Source organism: Polystyrenella longa, from assembly GCF_007750395.1.
Classification (GTDB): domain Bacteria; phylum Planctomycetota; class Planctomycetia; order Planctomycetales; family Planctomycetaceae; genus Polystyrenella; species Polystyrenella longa.
In genome coordinates this window covers 1,111,798-1,131,660 of sequence record NZ_CP036281.1, presented here as the reverse complement: position 1 = coordinate 1,131,660, position 19,863 = coordinate 1,111,798, and the positions used below count along the sequence as shown (strand labels likewise).

Genomic DNA, 19,863 nt, shown 5'->3' with positions numbered 1-19,863 from the left:
GAGAACGACAGAAATACCCCGGAGCCTTCCGATGACAACACTCGGCAAAACACTTACCGTTATCATCGCCCTGCTAAGCATCTGCCTGATGATGTTTGCGAGCGCCGTGTACACGGCGGGACGAAACTGGCGATCGGAAGCAAACGGCCTACGCGAACAGCTGGCTGGAGCCAATCAACGAATCGCACGATCGGAAAACGAACTGGCGAATGTTCAGATGGACCTGAACCAGAAGTTCGAAGAAGCAAACGACCGTGCAAACAAAGCGGAAGCCTCTGTTGACCAACTGCAGGATGAAAACGAGCAGAAAGAAAACGAACTGGTCAGCACCCGCCAGGAACGCGACGTCTCCATTCGACAGTCTGACATCGCAAACCAGGAAGCCGAATTCAAACGTCTGGAAGCCGAACGTCTTCGCCAAGTCATTGCCAAACTCCATACGGACATCAACGAATTGTCGAAACAGAATCGGCAGTCGAACGATGAGGTTTATAACCGCGACGTCGAAATTGCCACTATCAAAGAAAAGCAATCGCGTCTGTTATTTCAATATGCCACTCTCAAAGAAGTACTGGCCCACAACAATATCGATCCGGATCCAGAAACCCATAAAGGTTTGACCGCCCCTCCCCCCTCAGTAGAGGGACTCGTTCTGGACACCATCACTATCACACGGAACAATACCAAACTGGTTGAAGTTTCTGTTGGTAGCGATGATGGGCTCGCTCTCGGTCACAAGATGTACATCACTCGTCCACAGGCAGCAGACGGCACCCCTGCTCAATATCTGGGCGAAGTCGAAATTATTAAAGTCACTCCCGACCGTTCGGTGGGTCGACTCGTACTGAACACGAAAAACGGTATCATAGCGCGAGGCGATAATGTCACAACAAAACTCTGAAAACAAAAAATCAGCCACCATCTATGAAGGATTACTCTTCCTTTCCATGTGTGCGCTGGTCACCGGCATCATCTTCCTTATTCTTAAACTGAATGAGTATAACTGGGACATGGGGAATTAATCCCTCGCTTCCTACGTTGATGCAATACGCTGCTACATATCGCAGCATGAATCAAAAAAAAACACCCCATCCAACCTCTTCTGGCAGGTCATTCTGACCATCAGAAGAGGTTTCTTTTTGCTCAAAGGGATCACGCGATGGAAGGTAATTTCTGATAGAGTCACTGTAAATCTAACTATTTTACGATCGCTGCTATTGGCGTCTCTCTGACGCAGAATCCCCTGACGATGTCTGAAGAATCCCCTCCCACCATCGCCCCCTCGTCCATTCCGAACAAGCGATTGCTTTTCGCGATGTTGAAATGGGGGCTCTGCTTGCTTGTACTGGTCTTCGTAATCTACCAGGGCTACCAACTCAGCAGCAAAGAAGAACTGAGCGAGTTACACATCGACTATAGTTGGCTACTCCTCGCCGGTATCGTCTATCTCGCTGGCTGGATGCCTTCAGTTTGGTTCTGGCGTGCGTTGATGCGATCCTGCGGAGCAGATGTCCCTTGGAGACCGACAATCCGAGCCTATTACTGTGGTCATCTCGGAAAGTATGTTCCGGGCAAAGCGATGGTGCTTGTCATCCGAACCGCCCTCGTCAAGAAACATTGCCCTCCTGCTCTGGCCGCAATTACCGCCACCTGTGAAACATTAATGATGATGGGAACTGGCTTGGTAGTGGTCGGGAGTCTATTTCCGTTGGTCTTTACGATGGAGCAACAATCGCGCCTGCCGGCATTTCTGCAACCACTCATCATTCACCCCTGGTTGCTGCCTGCACTGGTCATTGGAACGACTCTATTGCTGCTTCCATTAATCGCCCGGATGGTGACGGTGGTTAGTCGCAAAATGACACCCCCGGAATACCAGCTCGAACAGCCTATTCATATTCGGACCTTACTGCTGTTTCGGGGTCTGTTTCTGTTTGGCGTCTGCTGGATTACCCTCGGAATCAGCCTGGGACTCGTCCTCAAAAGCTTGCAACCCGATTTATCTTTGCTTGAGCATTTCTGGACTTTTGTGGCCGCCTCTGCCGTGGCAACTTCCATCGGGTTTCTGGCTCTCTTTGCTCCGGGCGGTGTTGGTGTGCGGGAAGGTCTTCTGATGTGGAGCCTCGCTGCCATCCCGGAAATCAGCCCAGCCCAGGCAGTTGCCGCCGCTGTTTTGCTCCGGTTGGTCTGGTTAACTTTTGAAATCCTCGCTGCGGTTGGCTTATACTATAGTGGTAATAAGTCCTCGCTCACGTCGAACTGATCCCCTACGACACCTGACTACGTTACGACTCTCTCGAATTGAATTGATGTGGCCATGCAAAAACTTTCGATCATCATTCCGTTGTTTAACGAAGAAGAAAGTCTGCGCGAATTACACGACGAAATCGCCGCAGTGGCTACCGAGCATAACCTGCAATTTGAAATCATCATGATCGATGACGGTTCCACCGATCGGTCGTGGGAAATCGTGCAGGAACTAGCGGCCAAAGATGAACGTGTAAACGGCATTCGTTTTCGCACGAACTTCGGTAAAGCAGCGGCACTCATGGCCGGTATGCGTGCCGCTTCGGGCCGTATCCTGATGATGATGGACGCCGACTTACAGGACGACCCAGCCGAGATTCCCCGCATGCTGGAGTTAATCGATCAGGGATACGATGTCGTCAATGGATGGAAGGAACGTCGCCTCGATCCGTGGCACAAAGTCTATCCCAGTAAAGTCTTCAACTGGATGGTCAGTAAACTGAACGGACTCGACCTCCATGACCATAACTGCGGTTTGAAAATGTTCCGCTCGGAAGTCGCTTCCGAACTTCGCATCTACGGCGAATTGCACCGGTTTATCGCCGTGCTGGCCCACTCGCGCGGGTTCAAAGTGGCCGAACTTTCCGTGCACCATCGCTCTCGTCAATTCGGTCAGTCCAAATATGGTATTCGACGTTTCCTGCGAGGGTTCCTGGATTTGCTGACCGTCAAATTCCTGACCGGCTACGGTTATCGCCCCCAACATATGCTGGGCGCATTCGGTCTGGGTGCCTTTTCGATTGGCTCTGTCGGCCTGCTTTTTCTGCTAGGCGTTTGGATTCTCACGAATATTCTGGGCTTAGACTTCGCCCCCATTGGAAACCGGCCCCTGCTCGCCTACTCTGTCGCCTTCACGCTGCTCGGAGCTCAAGCGCTCACCCTGGGTCTGCTTGCGGAATTGATCGTCGCCTACACCGGCCGCGAATCGCAAACCTACAGCGTCTCCGAACGGACGTCTCCCGTTACCAACATGCCAACCCCCGCAACCGATGGAGAATAGCGACCGTCGTCGTCCAGTGCTGATCGTTGTTCATCGTTGTTGATACACAAAAAAACCGCCGCGAGGAAAATCCTGCGGCGGTTTTTAATGTTTGATCACTCAAGTCCGACTCAGTCGCCAAAGGCGGCGTCGAAATCGACATCGGAAGGTTGGAAGTCGACGTTGTGGCAGAAGTCAGCTGCTTCTTTAGCCCCTTGATCCCGGTTCATTCCCGAGTCTTCCCATTCCACCGAAAGAGGGCCATTGTATTTGACCGCGTTGAGCGCACGAATGATTTCTTCAAAGCGAACACCACCTCGACCGACGCTACGGAAATCCCAACCACGACGGGGATCACCAAAGCGAATGTGGCTTGCCAGAATCCCGCTGCGACCGTTTAACGTAACTGAAGCGTCTTTCATGTGGACGTGATAAATGCGATCCGGGAAGTAGCGGATAAATTCGACCGGATCAATCCCTTGCCAAATCAGATGGCTCGGATCGAAGTTGAAACCAAACTCTTCACGACGATCAATCGCCTGCAAAGTCCGTTCGGCGGAATAAATATCAAAGCCGATTTCACCTGGATGAACTTCGAGCCCGAACTTCACACCACATTCGCCGAAGACATCCATGATTGGATTCCACAGGTCCGCGAAGAGTTGGTAACCGGCGTCGATCATGGACGCGGGTGTCGGAGGGAAGTCGTAAATGAGATGCCAGATGCTGGAACCGGTGAACCCGTTCACCGTCTTCACGTTCAACTTGCGCGCCGCCCGTGCGGTGTTTTTCATTTCTTCAATGGCCCGCTCGCGCACACCAGCTGGGTTACCATCACCCCAGACATATTCGGGCAGGATGGCCTGGTGGCGTTCGTCGATGTTATCGCAAACAGCCTGTCCTACCAGGTGATTGGAAATGGCGAACAATTGCAGGTCGTATTTTTCGAGCAGTTCCCGCTTACGCGAGCAGTACGTGTCATCTGAGATCGCTTTGTCGACTTCAAAATGGTCACCCCAGCAGGCAAGTTCGAGCCCATCATACCCAAACTCACGAGCTTTACGACACAGTTCCTCCAACGGAAGATCGGCCCACTGACCGGTAAAAAGTGTGACGGGTCTGCCCATGATTCTGTCCCTCTTTCGAAAGTAGCCCTGGAACCTTCTGATGAGTCACGTGAGCCTTTAATTTGCCAGCTCAACAAATACCACAACGAGGTTTCAGGATAGGTTCTAACGATTCCAATCGGCATTGGCGAGGATCAGAATCGAGTGATGTATAAAGATGGCGATTGATGAACGTAGCGAACAAACCTGCCGCGCAGGAATAACGGACCGCCGGTGAACATCGAATACGACAACCGGCCAAGGTAGAGCAGTTTCCGGGGAATGTCAACGATGGGCGAGCCTCTTCCAAACGTCTGTCGTAGCCGCTCTCTATAATCCTTGGCCGGAATCGTGGTAATATGTTGACGCGACGGGCTCTCAGGCTATACTCGATTTCAGTAGATTCTGTTAATTCTTCTGACAGACTTCGAACTCGGCTTTAGAACCTCTCGCTATCGCCTACTTATACAATCGCACGACGCACCGATATCGCCAGGGATCAGGCTTTTGGCATACTCTTTCCTCCTCGACAATCTCGATCTGGGCATCGCCACCACACTGGCGCTGGGAATGACCTGGCTCGCCTGTCGCTTGGCGATTCCGCTCGCGCAGAACTTCCGTTGGTTTGACCAACCTGATGGCAAACGGAAGTTGCACCAAGCCCCCGTTCCTCTTCTCGGTGGAATGAGCATCCTTGTCGGATTATCAGTCTCTGTGCTGTTAACGCATTCTCTGGGTATTTTCCCCTTTGAAATTCCGACCAGCCAATGGTTGGGCCTGGGGATAACCTCTCTTCTGCTTTGTGGTCTCGGACTGTATGACGACCTGCATCATTTACGCCCCAAACACAAACTGGTCTGCCAGATTCTGGCGATTCTCCCTTACCTGATTCTTTGCCCGGTGATCCCGTCCATTCAATTATTGGGCGTCACGGTCTCTCTTGGTTCGGTCGGTTGGTTATTCACGGGACTCTTTCTGATTGCGGCGATCAACGCCCTGAACCTCATTGATGGCGTCGATGGTCTGGCGGGCACTGTCAGTTTGATCGTCTTCATTGCCGCTGCAATTCACGCCACGTTAATCGGTTCGAGTGACGTCGCCACGCTGTTAATGATTGCAAGTGGCAGCCTGGCCGGTTTTCTGATTCACAACTGGGCCCCTGCCCGGATTTATCTGGGCGACTCGGGAAGTCATCTGCTCGGGTTCTGGGTCGGTGCCTTCGCACTCGTCAGCTCCACCAAGACGGTCACAGGCCTGACCTTGTCCGTTCCCATCGTGCTGCTCAGCTTGCCTGCCTTTGATACCGCCCTCGCCATCTTGCGACGAATGTTAATCCAGCGGAGCATTGCGGAACCCGATCGCCTCCACATTCATCACCAGTTATTGAACCGGGGGTTCTCACCCGCTCAGGTCACGACGTGCATCGCTGCGCTTTCCGGGTTGATGGCAGGCTTTACGCTCGCAGGGTCTTACTTGCAATGGGAGTGGCTTTCCTGGACTGGCTGCGGCCTGGTTCTCGCCGCGGCCATCGGAACTAAATTAGGCGGAGCGGAAGAACTGAAACTGCTCAAAGAATGGTGGGCGGGAACATTAGAACCTATCGTCACAGAAGAAGAACTACAGGCCCCCAGACTCGAACAAACCACCAAACCCGAGCCACTCCCCACCCAACCTCAAGCCGAAAAACAAGTGGCGTAGAGGTTGCGACATCGCTTTAAAATGGTGGAACAATTCGGCCTGTTGATTGTATCATGCTGTCTTCTGCGAGGAACTCGACTACGGAGATAAGGGAGAAATGCCGTTGTGTTCCGTCTACCGTTAATTGACTGGTTGTTCCTACGTGTTTCAAAAAGCAATTTGCAATTCAACTGACATAAATCGATTGAACAGAAGCAGCAGGACAAACAAATAACGCCCGTCGCCAGATTAAGTACGATAAAACCCCGCTTACCTATTCCGGGGTCCACAATTGTTTGCGGGTGGTATGCGTTTCCACTTCTCGGGGAAGGCGTCTTGCTTTTAAGCGGACGTAGGGGGCGACGTACCGGCCTCGATGGCGGAAGTGCCCGGCGGGGGCGCTGTAGTCGGCGCGGCAAGGTTCCCGTAGGTCTTCCAGGACAAAACCGGTGCGGCATAAACCACCGACCAGATCTTCCCAACGATGCAGGAACTCGGTCGCTCCTTTTTCTCGGTAGCTCTTATCTTCAACAGGGGGAAGCGCCCCGCGCTGGTAATACTCAAGCCCCAGGACATAGCGATCCTGCGCGTCACGGTGAGAGATCTGCAAGCTTGTGGGTTGTTTGTGCTGGCTGATATAGATCGCGCCTGTACGAGAGACGCGGGCAATTTGTTCGTAGACCTTAAGCAGATCGGAGACGTAACAGGTGCTCACCGGTTGATGAACAATATCAAACTGATCATCTTCCAGCATGGAGAGATCATCCATCGAGGTCTGCACGATGGTCACGTTCAAATCACGACGATCAGCTTCCTGTCGATCGAGTTGCAACATGTGACTGCTCAAATCGACGACTGTCACTTCGGCGCCGGCACAGGCATACAGGATCGACTGCCAGCCGCCCCCCGAGGCGAGACAAAGGACTTTCTTACCGACGACCGATTCGGGTAACCAACCCCGGCTGTCCAAGGTTTTCAGCGGTGCAGCACATTCTTCGTCTGTAGCGAGACGGGTGAACTGGCTTCGCTGCACAGCGAGCTGGTCCCAGGCGTGCTCATTCTTCTTGTAAAACGACATGCAATCCCGCTTTCACGCACAACACGATCCAATCTTTATCCGCATCAGATCTATATCCACCTGGTTATTTCGAACCCAGTAGGCCCAGAGTAAATCCAACCGGATCGTTATTCGCTTCCGAAGTCGTTCTTAATGTCTCGTAATCTTGCGCGAGATGACAGAGGCGCGAAAACGAAAATCCGTTCGGGTCTTCGATCTCCTTAAGGTGCTTCTCGGCCAGAGGAATCGCCCGGGAGTAATCTTTGATGCGGCAAAGTAAGTCGACCAGCACATAGGCGGACATCGCCGCGTCCCGTTCGTCGGCTGCCTCTTCCACTTTCTTCTCGAAGTAAGCGATGCCCGCATCGCGACCATCGCCAGAGAGCACATCAAAGAAGGCCCGGTGGGCGGGATAGTATTCCTCGAATGGAGCTTCCGAAGGATACTGAAACGGTTCCGCCAGGCGGGTACCGTATTCTGTCAATTCGCGAGCCTTATCCAGTTCGTCATCGCCTGCTTCAACAAATCGGGCGAACCGTACGACGGAGTGAAGATGAGAGACATCGATGTGGTAATTTCCATCGGCGAACAACCAGTCGCGATCGATCATCAATTCGCGTATCGAGACGAGTTCCGGGCTTTTCTCTTCCTTCCGCTCGATCGCGTACAGAAGCGAACCTTGCAATTCGGTGTAAAGATGATTCACCAGCAGACGGGCCGCGACGACTCGCTCTTCGGCAGACATCTGGGCCATCGCCTGATCACAGGCGGTAATCGTGTTACACGTCCCGCGAATCTTCAGCATCACTTCCAAACCGCGCACAGGGTGAGCATTTTCGTACAGGGCTACATTAATGACTTCGTCCCCGTAATCCTGGTCGAGCCCTTCCAGTTCCAATTCTTCCAGAGCCTGTTTGACTTTGTCCTGCTCCCCAATGGTGCGCAGGTATACCCATCCTTGAGGAATACTTCCCTGTTTAAGAAAGAGTTCCCCTACCCGGCGGGCGGAGTTCACATATTCTTCTTCGAACTCGGTTTGCTGGTCACTCGGAACGGCTTCGAAGGTCGTCGGGTTCGACAGGGGCAATCCCCGTTTCAGACGGACCTGCACCATCAACGCATCGAACAGCTTGTTGTATTCCTGCTGTTCTTCGAGGCGGGTAATCAACAATTGCACCAGTTCTTCAGGCGTGTGGGACTGGTGACAATCTTTCAGTTCAGCAAACAGACTCATAAGAATGGGATCTAAATATCAAAGGTAGAAAGCGAGAGAGATACCAGATTCAGCTACCGGCAACCACAGCTACCGCCGGAAGAGCAGGTACCGGTGCCGACAGCCGCCGTTACCGCGACAGGGCCGTCCGCATCGACAGGTTGCACTTTGACATTCCCGAGTCCCTCGGCCGAGACGCGTAACGCCAGTTTCGTACAGTCCGGTCCACGGTCATTCAGTACATACAGGATCAGCAGCGAATCATCCAACGTCCGTTCCAGATCGATCAATTCCAGCTGCAGTTTCCAATCTTCAATTCGTTTTTGCCATAGAGGGAATTCCTCTTCGCATTTTTCAGTCAGCTTCCGAGCCTGTGTAACTTCTTCTTCGGTCGCAATTCTGAGCAGTAGCGTACCCGCAGCTTCGTCTTCGGAAGCCTGTTGGCCTTCAGGCACTGATTGCAGCAGTTCAGCCAGTTCCTCACCCCGCTCCGTTTGCACCACTACGTTCGCACCGCGAGGAATCGCCTCTGCCGTCATCACGGTGCAACGTTCGACTTGCGAGATCGTCCCGTAACGTATCAGGACTTGTAGTGCGACTTCTGTGCTTGCCGTACTCATGGTAAACACCTCATCTATTTTGAATATTATTTATTTTGTGTAACTCAGCCCCTCATCACAGGGTCGGTTTCCCAAAACGAAACCGGGCTGAGGGACGATTCATCATGTATGGGCTATCGCGTAGCTACTCGCACCAATTCGATCGGCAGTTGCTCGCGACAAACCCTATCACCATTATTTCGCAGGAGGTGACCAAATGAAAAGAGCCTGCCGGAGTAAAAAAAGAATCCGGCTATATTCGTCAGGAATGGACACAATTAGATAGTCAGCGGCAAAGCCTGCCCCACAGGGTATTAGAAAGGTCCTATTCGACGTCAACTAACGGATTTATTCCACGTTGACCAGCGGGACAATATTTCCTTTGGAGTCGAATCGGCCGAGAACAGTCTCGTAGTTCGTGTGTAGCCCTAAGACCGCTCGAGGCCACTCCCAGCCCGTTTTCAGTGACCGGTAGAACAACCACTGTCGATTTTTCAATCGAATCCGGGCGGCAAACGCTTCGCCAGTAGGAAGTAGACGTCGGTTTTCGGTGACTGACAGCTTACGCCATTCGACTCGCTCGCGGTTCCGACGCGGGTGCCAGTCAAGGAACAGGACATTGATTGCTGCTCCTATCCCATTCTGCTTTTGTTCCAACATGCCGTTTTCGCAGCGAAGTTCGCCATCAGTTTTATTGACTTTAAACTGCGGTTCGTCCAATGGGAAAATCCGAACTGGCTTAGTGCCCGCATTGAGTCGCCATTCACGCGATGTCTGGTCCGGATCCAATTCAACATTCGTCGCCAGCGGCAACCTGGAGTAGATTTCGACCTGTTGATCGCCCGCCTGCGATACCGACTCGATCAACATCGCGAAATGATCTTCACGGGAGAGCACGATCTGACGATTGATGGCGATTTCTTCCGTGATGGGTAAACTCAATTCGAGATAATCAATCTCTCGATCGGAATACCAGCAGGAACATTCCCACTCTCCGGATAGTTTTCGCTTACGGCCCTGCAGTCGGACTTCGATTTCCCAGTCACCTTGAAACAGTTTGTTTCCGGCGATGCTCATTTCCAGTTTGGGAAAAAGTTGATGGTGCGCGACGGCGATCGTATCGGCATCGAGCGCCCAGTTCGATCGCATCACTGCCAATTCCGCCCAATCGGACTGAGACGAGATTGAATTTTTGACGCTTCCCCATTTACGGCTTTTGACCACCAGACCGTTCCGGCTTTCGACAGGAGTCGAAGCAATTTGCGTCACGTATTTCAGAGGTTTACTATCATTGGCAAAACCTGTGAGACGCATCGCGCTTTGTAGCATTCCCGCTTGCAGCCAGTCTCCACCAGCAGAAAAGAGAAGACGCCCGGAGGGATGACAAAGTTGTGCGGCCCGCTCCAAGAGAACGTCATACAAGTCACTCTGTTTTGGCTTCCACAACGACTTGTCGAACACTGCTCCCCAGAACTGGCTGCGAACCAAGGGAGCCAACCAGTCGCCAAAGTTTTCGATCAATACTGCCTGGGGCGTACCATCATTATCGAGGTGCCCTTTCAACGCTTTTTTCAGCGTCTTCTGTCCTGACTTGCCAAACTCTTTGAATACCTCTGCCTTCGAGAAGAGCAGTCCCGACAGCCAGGGAAGTTCCCCTTCTAGAATCAGAACCTGCACGGGAGTCGCCTGAGCGCCTAAATTCTCCTCGCGCATCGCAAGCAGTCGCAGGAACTGGGTGGTTACCCAACGGTAGAGTTCCCAGAACTCGGCAGGCGACCAGATCGCGCCTCCTTTAATCAGGATCTCCACCATACTGAGAAGCTGATAAGACGTCGCTGGGAGAAACTCGGGCTGATTGCTTCCGAGGTAGGTCAGGCATTCAGAAAGTTGTATTGAAATCAACAACCGTTTTTTGGAGCTGATGCGAGCGGAAGATCCCGTCAATTGGGTCAGTTCTTCTTGAGCCAGAAGAAATTGGGATTCGGGAGAAACATCCAGAACGGGACTGAGTAGTGATTCCGCGGACCAGGCAACCATCTCTACCGGAAGTAAACGATGAGCCCGTTTAATCAGGTTCGACTTGATCCATTCTCTCTGAATCCGTTGCGCCAGTTGTTCTCCCAGTGGCGACTTGATTTGGCGATTTGCTTTCACCGACAGCGGCTTCAACCAGCCTTCATCAATCAAAATTTGAGCAAACTGTTCATCCGGTAACTGATGCAGTCTCTCCGGTACGGAGAGATCGGCTGATGTGGGGAAGGCGGACATAAGCTGAAGATTCCGGGAACTTCTATGAAGAGGTCTCATTGGGAAGAGACGGGCAAGCTGACTATTCCCCTTATTTTACTTCAATTCACTCCCAATTGGAAACACCCCACTCATCGATAATCGTGGAGAACTCCCGATCCGTAGATGAAAATTCTCTTCACCTTAATGATACCGTTACGAAACCCAACCGTGCGGACCATTGAGCTCATGAGTGGTAGCTCCCTTTTTTTGCAATTGAACTTCTTCACAAAGTCGCATCCAGGTATCGCGGTGATGCTCTAATACCTCGAGAGCCTCCGCAATATGACCTAAAGAACGCTCCATATCCGCTTCTACTAACCGCTTATACACAAAAGCAAACAGCGATTTCAGATGCAGGATCAATTCGGAATCGCCCGCATACTTCATGCCGGTGATGATCTCCATCACGAAATCCCGGCTTTCGTTCAATGTGTAATGAGCCGCTTCATAATCGTTGGCTTCCATCGCTATATGGGACTGTTTCGCTTTTCTGATCGCACCGTCAACAACCATCAGGTGCAATTGCTCCGGCGTGGCAGTCATGACACGATTTTCAAGATATTCGTTTGCAGGATTCATGGGTTATCCTTCACCAACTCAAATTCAGAAAAGAGTGATACACATGTAATAAACAAGGAAACTGAACAATAAGAGCGTCAACTGCCCCCATTGTTCGCCTTCATTCAGACGTCAGCGATCAAGATTTACTGAGCGTCGCGATCTGGGTTAACGTCTGTTGTTGCGACTGGAGATCGCCCAGAATGTTCTCCATGTTGACGAACTGGATCAGCAAACGCTGTTTACGAACCGCGAGAATTTCGTCGAGTTGTTCGATTCGAGTATTCAGGTCGTCGATTGAATTTTGAAGCGCCTCTTTTTCCAGAGTGGCGGCTCCCTGATCTCCCGTTACTGACTCAACCACGCTCGTTCCCGATTTCGCAAACCCTCTGGTTTCATTCAGGAAGAAGTCTCGAACATCATCCGGATTGGAAGCGATGATGGAATCGAACTTGGCAGCATCAAAAGCAACCTTCCCACCTTCCGTAAAGGTAATTCCCAGTTGGGACAGGTCTTTGACCGCTGTATTAGAACCAAAGGTTTTGCTGATCAGGGAATCCATTCGCTGACGAATTCGCAGCACCAGGCCACTTCCCTGTAAAATCCCTTTTGAGTTTTCTTCAATATCGAACTTGGTCAGTTGATTCGTCGTATCCACGAGAGAGTTAAACGCGCTGACGAACGTTTGCAACTGCGACTTGATACTGTTGGTATTTCGTGTCACCGTCACTTCGCTCACTGTCGTGGCGACTTTGGTTACCGTCACGTCCAGAAATCCAGCAACGTCGTCGAAAGTATTATCGTTCGACGAAAGTACAAATCCTGTACTCGCTTCTTCCCCCAGACGTAATCGGGCATCCTTAGCAACACTCGTTTGATCAAACTTGAAATCGATACCAGAGGTATTAATCACCAGCCGGTTCTCTGCACCATTCTCGGAACTGATATTCAAATGGAACGGATTGAAATTCGAACCACTGTTGAAAATATTAGCTGTCGCATTACGAGTATCTGAACCCAGTTTAGCGAGAATATCGTCCAGTGTATCATCCGCCTCCACTTCGATAACTGTGGAAAGACGGGCCTGAATCTGCGATCGGCCATCCCCTCCAGTCGTCCCTGAACCAAGAATGCCCAGGTCTTCGGCGGTATCCGAATCGATTTCTTCTACTTCCAGATCGCCCGCACCACCCGAGTAGTCAACCAGTGTAAAACCGTCGCCGAACTCGTTGAGCTGAACGCGAACAGACTGATGATTCAAGTCGCCGCTGTTAATCGATTTCTGCGCGGCATCAACAGTGATGTTCAATTCCGCTGCCAGGGTGGAGCCACCCACATCGGCAATGACCAGATTGCTGGCCGTCGCCCCCGAGTTATCCTCAATAATGATCCCCGTCCCCGCACTGTTAATACGTGCTTCCAGAGAAAGATCATTTAGCCCGGCGTCTTGCGCGTTGTTGATGGCCGTAATAACGTCGTCCAGTGTAGTCGCCCCGGAGAGGTCGAGCGTTGCCGTCTTGCCCGACCGGTCGGTCACATCAATGGAACCCAGAGTTCCTGCACCTTCCCCACCATTTAAATTGGAAAGCAAGACTTCGGCACTGCCTGTGATATCCCCTTGCTCCAATGCAACACGTTCGATCAAGTCACCAATATCGGTCACGCTCGAACTGACAGAGACGGTGAAATCACGGCCCGCCGCATCGGTTACCCTTATACTGCCTGTCGAGAGAGCATCGTTCTGAGTGAAATCACTTAATTTGGTAGCAGCGTTGGCATATTGCAAATTCAAAGCTCCCGACTCGACGGAAGTCTCTGCCGCATCGACGGCGATATTTAAATCAGCCGCGATTGTTCCTCCGCCGGAATCCGCAACAACCAGATTGGAATCGGTCGCTCCCGAGAAATCTTCAATCGTGATACCCGTTCCGTCGCTATTAACATAAGCGCGAATCTGCAGCTTGGTCCCGCCACCCGTTTCAGCATCATTGATGGCAGTTAATACTTCATCGAGCGATTCAGCGTTGGATAAATCGACCGTTGCCGTATTCCCTGCGCGGTCGGTCAAGTCGAGAGTCCCCAACGTTCCGATTCCCGATCCCCCATTGAGATTTCGCAGCAGGACCGAATTCATCCCACCGGTCAGTTTGCGGCTGGTAATGACGCCCCCGCTCTCGGTCACATCGAGTCCTAGCTGCGCGAGAACTTCGGAATTCGCCCCATTCTCCACCTGAAAACTACTGCTTCCACCACCGCCAGAAAGGTCTTCCAGCTTGAAGCGTTCGTTCTCAAACGAGGCCAGCACTTTGCCTCCATTATCCTCATGATCATTAATTGCATTCAGGAAACTTTGAATATTGGTAACATCTTCGAGGTCAATATTGATTACCGTATCGTCCGTTAACGTGATGACCAGATCCTCCGTCCCTGAATCCAGCCGCAGGCCATTTCCATCGTTCAAGGCGGACAGTTTGAAATCAGCCGTCAGTTCGAAAATGGATGATCCGCTTATTTTATCAGCACTGACCGAGCCCACGATTCCCAAGTCAGCAGCCGCTCCTCCTCCCTTCAAGTCCTTGACGATCAGATTACTGGTCGTACTTCCGGTACGATCGCGGAGGACCAGCTTGTCCCCTTCCGCGAAGGCTTCCACATCAATTTCTTCGGCGCTATTGATGGCCGTCAGTATCTCATCAACCGTATAAGCATCGGAGATATCGATCTCCGCTTTAGCTCCACTGCGATCGGTAATTTCAAAGCTACCCCGGCGAATGCCTGCACCGCCGTTTAATTCCTCGATCAATGTTGGTTCATTCAGAAACCCATCGGAGGCAATCGTGATGCTGCCTGTCCCCAGCGTGCTCGAATCGCGATCGGAGTACCCTTTGGATCGATATTGATCGTTATCACTCAGCTGGAGCGTTTGCAGCGAATAATTGCCGATCGCATCCAACCCGGACGTCGTCACCGTCATCTGAGCAGTATCGCTCACGGTAGTCTTAATCTGCTCGTGAGTTGTTTTGGTACTAAGGCTGGTGAACATGCCTTCAAAGACAGACAGGTTCGATTCCAGTAATTCAATTCCGTTTTGCGTCGACTCGAAAGTCGTGACGCGCGACTCCAGCCGGTCCACCTTCAGGCGTTCCAGACTCATCAATTGGTCTACAAGATCAGCGCTGTTAATTCCACTGATCAAGCCGACAGATGAAGATATACCAGACATAGATTGAACTCAGAGAGTGAAACTCGAAAGCCTCGGGCGTACTTAACAGACTGCGCGAAGTCCTTCCGCAGCCATTCGTATCATTTCGGCAAAGATCGCCTGACGACTTCATGAATTGTCCGTTCCGAATGAGTAACCTGCGTGAAAAATGCTCGAAATGCCGGTTTTACCGACTATGACATGGCCCCCACGCCAACACTGAACGTCCATGCACACTTCAAAAACCGGGTTAATTGAAATTTTTTGATAAATAACGACAATAATGCTGCAGAACTTTTTCCAAACAGACTGCATCTACCCCTGCCTTAATCCCTCAGATAATCAAAGCCCGCCCTATGTCTGAAACACCCTCTGGCCAAACCCCCTCCTCTAACGACTCTCCCTCTGAAGAAATCGTAACCACGGCGGGAACGCCTTCCTGGAGTGATCTCTATCGTAAAGAGGACTGGTGGGCGATCTGGTTGGGGGCAATCATTCTGACGGTCAGCTTTCTCGCGGTGTATGCCGCCCGGCCCGCCGATGTGGTCGAGCAGTCCGCTCGGATCGACACGCTCCGCTCCGAGATTCGGGAACTCAAAGAAGCCGACACGCCGGACACGGAGGCGATCCAGGCGAAACGGGACGAGGTTGTCTTGATCGAAAAATCAATCGCCCCCAACCCGGTGAAACCGTGGCTGACGAAGCTCCAAAAATGGGAGTCGTCCCCACTTGACGCGTTCTACAGTCCTGGCAAAACAGACGACGATGCACCCACAAGCATTGTACCCGCCATCCTGGTTGTCTTTTTTGTCAGTGCCCTGCTCTTTGGTCTCGGAATTCAATGCATGGATGGGAAAGGGGCCGCATTCCTGCGTGCGTTTCCCGTGATCTTTCTACTCGCGATTCTGTCCTACGTTCTCGCGTCACAGGCATCGATCAAAGCGGCTGGCATCGAATACCCACTCTGGGCCTTGCTGGTCGGTTTATTGATCAGTAACACCATCGGCACCCCCGCCTGGCTGAAACCGGGGGTGAAGACCGAGTTCTACATTAAAACCGGTCTAGTTCTGCTGGGTGCGAAAATCCTGCTGGAGCGACTGTTAATCCTCGGGGTACCGGGAGTCTTCGTCGCCTGGGTCGTGACCCCCATCGTGCTGGTCTCGACTTATATGATTGGGCAGCGTGTCTTAAAGATCAGTTCCAAAAGTTTGAACATGACGATCTCGGCCGACATGTCGGTCTGTGGAGTCTCGGCCGCCATTGCGACCGCCGCCGCCTGCCGGGCAAAGAAGGAAGAGCTTTCGCTTGCCATTGGCCTCTCGCTCGCCTTCACCGCGATCATGATGTTCGTGATGCCCATCATCATCAAGGCGCTGGGAATGAGTGAAGTCCTGGGAGGCGCCTGGATGGGAGGAACGATTGACGCCACCGGTGCCGTCGCCGCAGCCGGTTCCCTGCTTGGTCCCCTGGCAGAAGAAGTCGCCATCACGGTTAAGATGATCCAGAACATTCTGATTGGCGTGATTGCCTTCTTCGTCGCGATCTACTGGGTCATTAAAGTCGAGCCTCGCAGTGCAACCGGAGCGATTGACGGACCTCAACCCACTGTTTGGGAAATCTGGTACCGCTTCCCGAAATTCGTACTCGGGTTCATCGGCGCTTCGCTCGTCTTCTCGTACCTGGCCGCCACTTTGCCTGCGGGCGACACGCTGATCACCAGCATGTACAAAGGGAGCAGCGACGTCCTGCGCGGCTGGTTCTTCTGCCTCGCGTTCGTCAGCATCGGCCTGGAGACCAACTTCAAAGAGCTGGCCGGACTCATCGAAGGAGGCAAACCGCTGGTCCTCTACCTCATCGGCCAATCCATCAACCTGGCCCTCACCCTCTTCATGGCCTGGCTCATGTTTGAAGTCATCTTCAAAGACTCGATAGCGTCGATGCTGGGGTAATGTGTTTTGGATGTAGGAGGCACTTGTTCTTCAGCGGTGAGTCGCTTACGCGGTTCTTGCCGGCCACACTGCTCAGCAATCTGAAGATTTCATAGTGGGCTCAAATAAAACGGTGTCCATATCAGTGATTTCCAGAATTGCAGGTTTACCTTAATAGCGATCTGGCCTTGCCCCGCCAACATGTGTTCCGTCGCTGGGATCAACGATAAATTTGACATATTTGTTAGCAGGTGCATCCCAAGCATTCCCGCGAATGCCTATTTCAGTAGCTTCTATTATTTCCAAGCCATCCCAAGACAATTGCTCCGTCATCCATACACGACCTTTGGGACCATACGCTTCTATTACAGTGAAGTCTCCAAAGCAGATCAGCTGGCAGCTTGGAATGGAGAAAATGTGCAGCATCGGCGAGCTTTGGATCTCTATAAATTGATCTGGTTGGGAAACTGGAATCAAGTACCCTTGCCCTTCTGCAACAACGCAGACAACATCTGGGGAAGGGGTTCCGAAGACACCATTGATACCGTTCCTACCGCTGCGAAAATGTCCAATCCATGGGTCGCCAGCTGGCGGGTAGACTTCAAGTACAAGTGATCCGCCAGACCAAGTCTCGTACTGTAATTCATCTGGCTTTGCCTCCGACCGCTGCCGGTCAAAAATGTATCGCTGGAAAATCGCCGACTGTTGGGCGGATGATTCACGAACAGCATAATTGGCTTCAAAACCTAATTCATCATGCTTTAAAATCGTCATCATTTCCATTTCCACTTAGAGTCTGGCCTTAAAAACCTATGGAAACTCACATCTGTCCGGCCAGAGAATGATGGCAGGGTACCGATTAAGCAAACGCCTCCGCTCCCATAGAGATCGTGTTTACGAGACATTCGTTGTCGTCATTGACCTGTTCATATCCAGCGGAATCACTTTACTAAATGAACTCTGTCTTCCATCAGTTTTGCTTTGAGTTCCAACAGGGAACACGTATTCTGAAATCATACTAATTACCGCGGGAATCGATGAGACATGAGTATGTCCTCCTGTTAGGATCACCTTCAGTGCTATCAACAAGCCAATCTGTTCTGTTGTCTTATGCCTTTGAAACTGTCTCTGAGTTGCTAAATACTAACTACACACTCAAGCTCATGTACTGAAAAGAGTCTCTTTAAATGCTGAGCTAACTAACTGAACCGTAGACCGTCTATCATTGGGAGCAATTTGATTTTAATAAATGGCGGTAGGTGTTCGGCAGAGAAACATTCAGAAAGAAGAAAATGCACAGCATGAAATTTAATCTTGGAACACTCGTGAACGCCAGCAAAGTGATGGTTCTCTATTTGGCATTGTCTGCAGGTGTGACGCAGGCAGAATCGCCTGCCCCCGGAAAGGGAATTGAAATTGGTTCTCGACTGGAGCTGTTTGTCGATCAGTTACTCGTCGACAAGATGGAAGGTGTGGAGTTCCAGTTACATCATCCCCAGCCAATGCCTATTGCAAAATCACCGCTGATTGGTGATTACGCGACGGTCGTTAAGGACAGCGACAAAAAAGGGGTGCTCTACCGAGCCTGGTATCGCACCAAAGACCCGGATTATACGGTTGCAGGAAAAAGGCATGGTGGCAAAGGAACTGGCGGGCCACAGGAACTCTACCGCTACGCTGAAAGCAGAGACGGACATGAATGGACGAAACCCGAACTGAATCTATTCAAGATGAAAGACAAAAGTGATGTGAACAATGTGATCTGGACAGCAGCTCCCTTTACTCACAACTTAGCCCCCTTTCTGGATGAGCACCCGGACTGCCCACCGGAAGAACGTTTTAAAGCCCTGGCGGGAGTAGAACGGACCAGCGAGTATTACACAGTATCGCTTCGAAAAAATGGAGCAACAGATGCTGAGTTGAAAAGATATGGATATACCGACGGCCTGCCTGGAGGCCTTTTTACCTTCGTATCACCCGATGGTATTCGCTGGAATCGCAGCAGCGACAAGCCAGTCATCCCGGTTCCCGAGGGGAAAGCATTTGACTCTCAAAACGTCGCCTTCTGGTCGGAAGCCGAAAACCAATACGTCGCTTATGTGCGCACCTGGCGCGATCCACATACGGGAGGAAATGGTATCCAGAATGGCTTGCGCACGATCAGCCGCACTACCTCGTCTGATTTCAAGGAGTGGAGCGAGCCGGTCGCCATGGAACCAAATCTACCCGGAGAGCACCTCTACACGAGCCAGACTCACGCCTATTTTCGCGCTCCGCATATTTACATATCGACTCCAACCCGCTACATGCCTGATCGCGGTTCCTCTACCGATATTCTGTTTATGACAACCAGAGCAGGCTCAACATCCTACAGCCGACTGTTCAAAGACGCATTCATCCGTCCGGGACTCTCCCGGGATCGCTGGGGAAACCGTTCCAACTATGCAGCCCGAAAAGTCATCCCCACAAGCGAAACCGAGATGTCCATCTATCATGCCAAGAGCGGTGTACGGCACGTATTGCGCACAGATGGATTTGTGTCCGTCCACGCTGGTCTTGAGAAAGGTGAATTGCTGACGAGGCCGCTGGTCTTCGAAGGAGATGAGTTGATCCTCAATGTCAGCACCTCGGCCGCTGGCAGCCTGCTGGTTGAAGTTCAAGACGAGAACGGAAAGCCTCTTCCCAGTCTCACACTGGAGGACTGCACACCGATTGTGGGAGACAGCATCGAACAGAAAGTCAGTTGGAAGCAAGGATCTACACTGGGAGCACAAGCAGGCCGACCTGTCCGATTGAGATTCGTGATGAGAGAGTGCGATCTCTACTCGCTCAAGTTCACTCATAATTAATCAACGGTGCCGGGCAAGAGTTTGCTGCCTACCTGGGCTAGACTCACTTGCCGAATTTGATCTCATACACGCGATAGGACAATGCAAACCAATGGACGA

15 protein-coding genes are annotated in these 19,863 nt (G+C 51.7%); 7 read left to right on the top strand and 8 right to left on the bottom strand.

What is annotated here, in order from left to right; translation table 11 throughout:
• Window positions 1-31: 31 nt before the first annotated feature.
• The 4 genes from Pla110_RS04280 (at window position 32) to Pla110_RS04270 (ending at window position 3,307) form a co-directional block, all read left to right on the top strand.
• Window positions 32-901, top strand: coding sequence for a hypothetical protein (locus Pla110_RS04280; protein WP_144993588.1), 870 nt, complete (start codon window positions 32-34; stop codon window positions 899-901).
• Window positions 882-1,022 carry a hypothetical protein gene (locus Pla110_RS22515; RefSeq protein ID WP_197440498.1) on the top strand — a complete coding sequence of 47 codons (141 nt, stop codon included), beginning with the start codon at window positions 882-884 and terminating at the stop codon, window positions 1,020-1,022. The genes Pla110_RS04280 and Pla110_RS22515 overlap by 20 nt, the downstream gene beginning before the upstream one ends.
• Before the next feature lie 227 nt (window positions 1,023-1,249).
• Complete coding sequence (locus Pla110_RS04275; RefSeq protein WP_144993586.1) at window positions 1,250-2,263, top strand: lysylphosphatidylglycerol synthase transmembrane domain-containing protein; 1,014 nt, start codon at window positions 1,250-1,252, stop codon at window positions 2,261-2,263.
• A 54-nt stretch (window positions 2,264-2,317) separates the two neighbouring features.
• Window positions 2,318-3,307: a glycosyltransferase family 2 protein gene (locus tag Pla110_RS04270; RefSeq protein WP_144993584.1), complete on the top strand. Its 990-nt coding sequence runs from the start codon at window positions 2,318-2,320 to the stop codon at window positions 3,305-3,307.
• Between the two features lie 110 nt (window positions 3,308-3,417).
• Here the strand turns inward: Pla110_RS04270 and Pla110_RS04265 are convergent, their stop codons facing one another.
• Window positions 3,418-4,413 carry a sugar phosphate isomerase/epimerase family protein gene (locus Pla110_RS04265; RefSeq protein ID WP_144993582.1) on the bottom strand — a complete coding sequence of 332 codons (996 nt, stop codon included), beginning with the start codon at window positions 4,411-4,413 and terminating at the stop codon, window positions 3,418-3,420.
• A gap of 486 nt (window positions 4,414-4,899) precedes the next feature.
• Here Pla110_RS04265 and Pla110_RS04260 point away from each other — a divergent pair, with 486 nt between their 5' ends.
• The gene (locus tag Pla110_RS04260; protein ID WP_144993580.1) at window positions 4,900-6,090 is read left to right on the top strand and encodes a glycosyltransferase family 4 protein; all 1,191 of its coding nucleotides are present in this window, start codon (window positions 4,900-4,902) and stop codon (window positions 6,088-6,090) included.
• 253 nt (window positions 6,091-6,343) lie between these two features.
• Here Pla110_RS04260 and Pla110_RS04255 read toward each other — a convergent pair whose 3' ends face one another.
• The 6 genes from Pla110_RS04255 to fliD all read right to left on the bottom strand — a co-directional run bounded on the left by Pla110_RS04255 (window position 6,344) and on the right by fliD (window position 15,008).
• A complete protein-coding gene (locus tag Pla110_RS04255) occupies window positions 6,344-7,147 on the bottom strand; it encodes a class I SAM-dependent methyltransferase (protein WP_144993578.1) in 804 nt (267 codons plus the stop codon).
• Between the two features lie 64 nt (window positions 7,148-7,211).
• The gene (locus Pla110_RS04250; RefSeq protein ID WP_144993576.1) at window positions 7,212-8,360 is read right to left on the bottom strand and encodes a hypothetical protein; all 1,149 of its coding nucleotides are present in this window, start codon (window positions 8,358-8,360) and stop codon (window positions 7,212-7,214) included.
• A 53-nt stretch (window positions 8,361-8,413) separates the two neighbouring features.
• On the bottom strand, window positions 8,414-8,959 hold the full coding sequence (locus Pla110_RS04245; protein WP_144993574.1) for a PSP1 C-terminal domain-containing protein: 546 nt from the start codon (window positions 8,957-8,959) through the stop codon (window positions 8,414-8,416).
• A gap of 327 nt (window positions 8,960-9,286) precedes the next feature.
• Entirely contained in the window at window positions 9,287-11,206 is a 1,920-nt protein-coding gene (locus Pla110_RS04240; RefSeq protein WP_144993572.1) for a hypothetical protein, read from the bottom strand.
• Between the two features lie 174 nt (window positions 11,207-11,380).
• Window positions 11,381-11,806, bottom strand: coding sequence for a flagellar export chaperone FliS (fliS, locus tag Pla110_RS04235; protein ID WP_144993570.1), 426 nt, complete (start codon window positions 11,804-11,806; stop codon window positions 11,381-11,383).
• A gap of 118 nt (window positions 11,807-11,924) precedes the next feature.
• A complete protein-coding gene (fliD, locus tag Pla110_RS04230; RefSeq protein ID WP_144993568.1) occupies window positions 11,925-15,008 on the bottom strand; it encodes a flagellar filament capping protein FliD in 3,084 nt (1,027 codons plus the stop codon).
• A 335-nt stretch (window positions 15,009-15,343) separates the two neighbouring features.
• Here fliD and Pla110_RS04225 point away from each other — a divergent pair, with 335 nt between their 5' ends.
• On the top strand, window positions 15,344-16,936 hold the full coding sequence (locus Pla110_RS04225) for a putative sulfate exporter family transporter (protein ID WP_144993566.1): 1,593 nt from the start codon (window positions 15,344-15,346) through the stop codon (window positions 16,934-16,936).
• A gap of 150 nt (window positions 16,937-17,086) precedes the next feature.
• Here Pla110_RS04225 and Pla110_RS04220 read toward each other — a convergent pair whose 3' ends face one another.
• On the bottom strand, window positions 17,087-17,692 hold the full coding sequence (locus Pla110_RS04220; RefSeq protein ID WP_144993564.1) for a hypothetical protein: 606 nt from the start codon (window positions 17,690-17,692) through the stop codon (window positions 17,087-17,089).
• Between the two features lie 524 nt (window positions 17,693-18,216).
• Here Pla110_RS04220 and Pla110_RS04215 point away from each other — a divergent pair.
• Complete coding sequence (locus Pla110_RS04215) at window positions 18,217-19,764, top strand: hypothetical protein (RefSeq protein WP_144993561.1); 1,548 nt, start codon at window positions 18,217-18,219, stop codon at window positions 19,762-19,764.
• Window positions 19,765-19,863: the final 99 nt, after the last annotated feature.

Bases quoted from the DNA above. Each gene is read 5' to 3' on its own strand.
- Pla110_RS04280 (WP_144993588.1), top strand. From the start codon at position 32: ATGACAACACTCGGCAAAACACTTACCGTTATCATCGCCCTGCTAAGC.
- Pla110_RS22515 (WP_197440498.1), top strand. From the start codon at position 882: ATGTCACAACAAAACTCTGAAAACAAAAAATCAGCCACCATCTATGAA.
- Pla110_RS04275 (WP_144993586.1), top strand. From the start codon at position 1,250: ATGTCTGAAGAATCCCCTCCCACCATCGCCCCCTCGTCCATTCCGAAC.
- Pla110_RS04270 (WP_144993584.1), top strand. From the start codon at position 2,318: ATGCAAAAACTTTCGATCATCATTCCGTTGTTTAACGAAGAAGAAAGT.
- Pla110_RS04265 (WP_144993582.1), bottom strand. From the start codon at position 4,413: ATGGGCAGACCCGTCACACTTTTTACCGGTCAGTGGGCCGATCTTCCG.
- Pla110_RS04255 (WP_144993578.1), bottom strand. From the start codon at position 7,147: ATGTCGTTTTACAAGAAGAATGAGCACGCCTGGGACCAGCTCGCTGTG.
- Pla110_RS04250 (WP_144993576.1), bottom strand. From the start codon at position 8,360: ATGAGTCTGTTTGCTGAACTGAAAGATTGTCACCAGTCCCACACGCCT.
- Pla110_RS04245 (WP_144993574.1), bottom strand. From the start codon at position 8,959: ATGAGTACGGCAAGCACAGAAGTCGCACTACAAGTCCTGATACGTTAC.
- Pla110_RS04240 (WP_144993572.1), bottom strand. From the start codon at position 11,206: ATGTCCGCCTTCCCCACATCAGCCGATCTCTCCGTACCGGAGAGACTG.
- fliS (WP_144993570.1), bottom strand. From the start codon at position 11,806: ATGAATCCTGCAAACGAATATCTTGAAAATCGTGTCATGACTGCCACG.
- fliD (WP_144993568.1), bottom strand. From the start codon at position 15,008: ATGTCTGGTATATCTTCATCTGTCGGCTTGATCAGTGGAATTAACAGC.
- Pla110_RS04225 (WP_144993566.1), top strand. From the start codon at position 15,344: ATGTCTGAAACACCCTCTGGCCAAACCCCCTCCTCTAACGACTCTCCC.
- Pla110_RS04220 (WP_144993564.1), bottom strand. From the start codon at position 17,692: ATGATGACGATTTTAAAGCATGATGAATTAGGTTTTGAAGCCAATTAT.
- Pla110_RS04215 (WP_144993561.1), top strand. From the start codon at position 18,217: ATGAAATTTAATCTTGGAACACTCGTGAACGCCAGCAAAGTGATGGTT.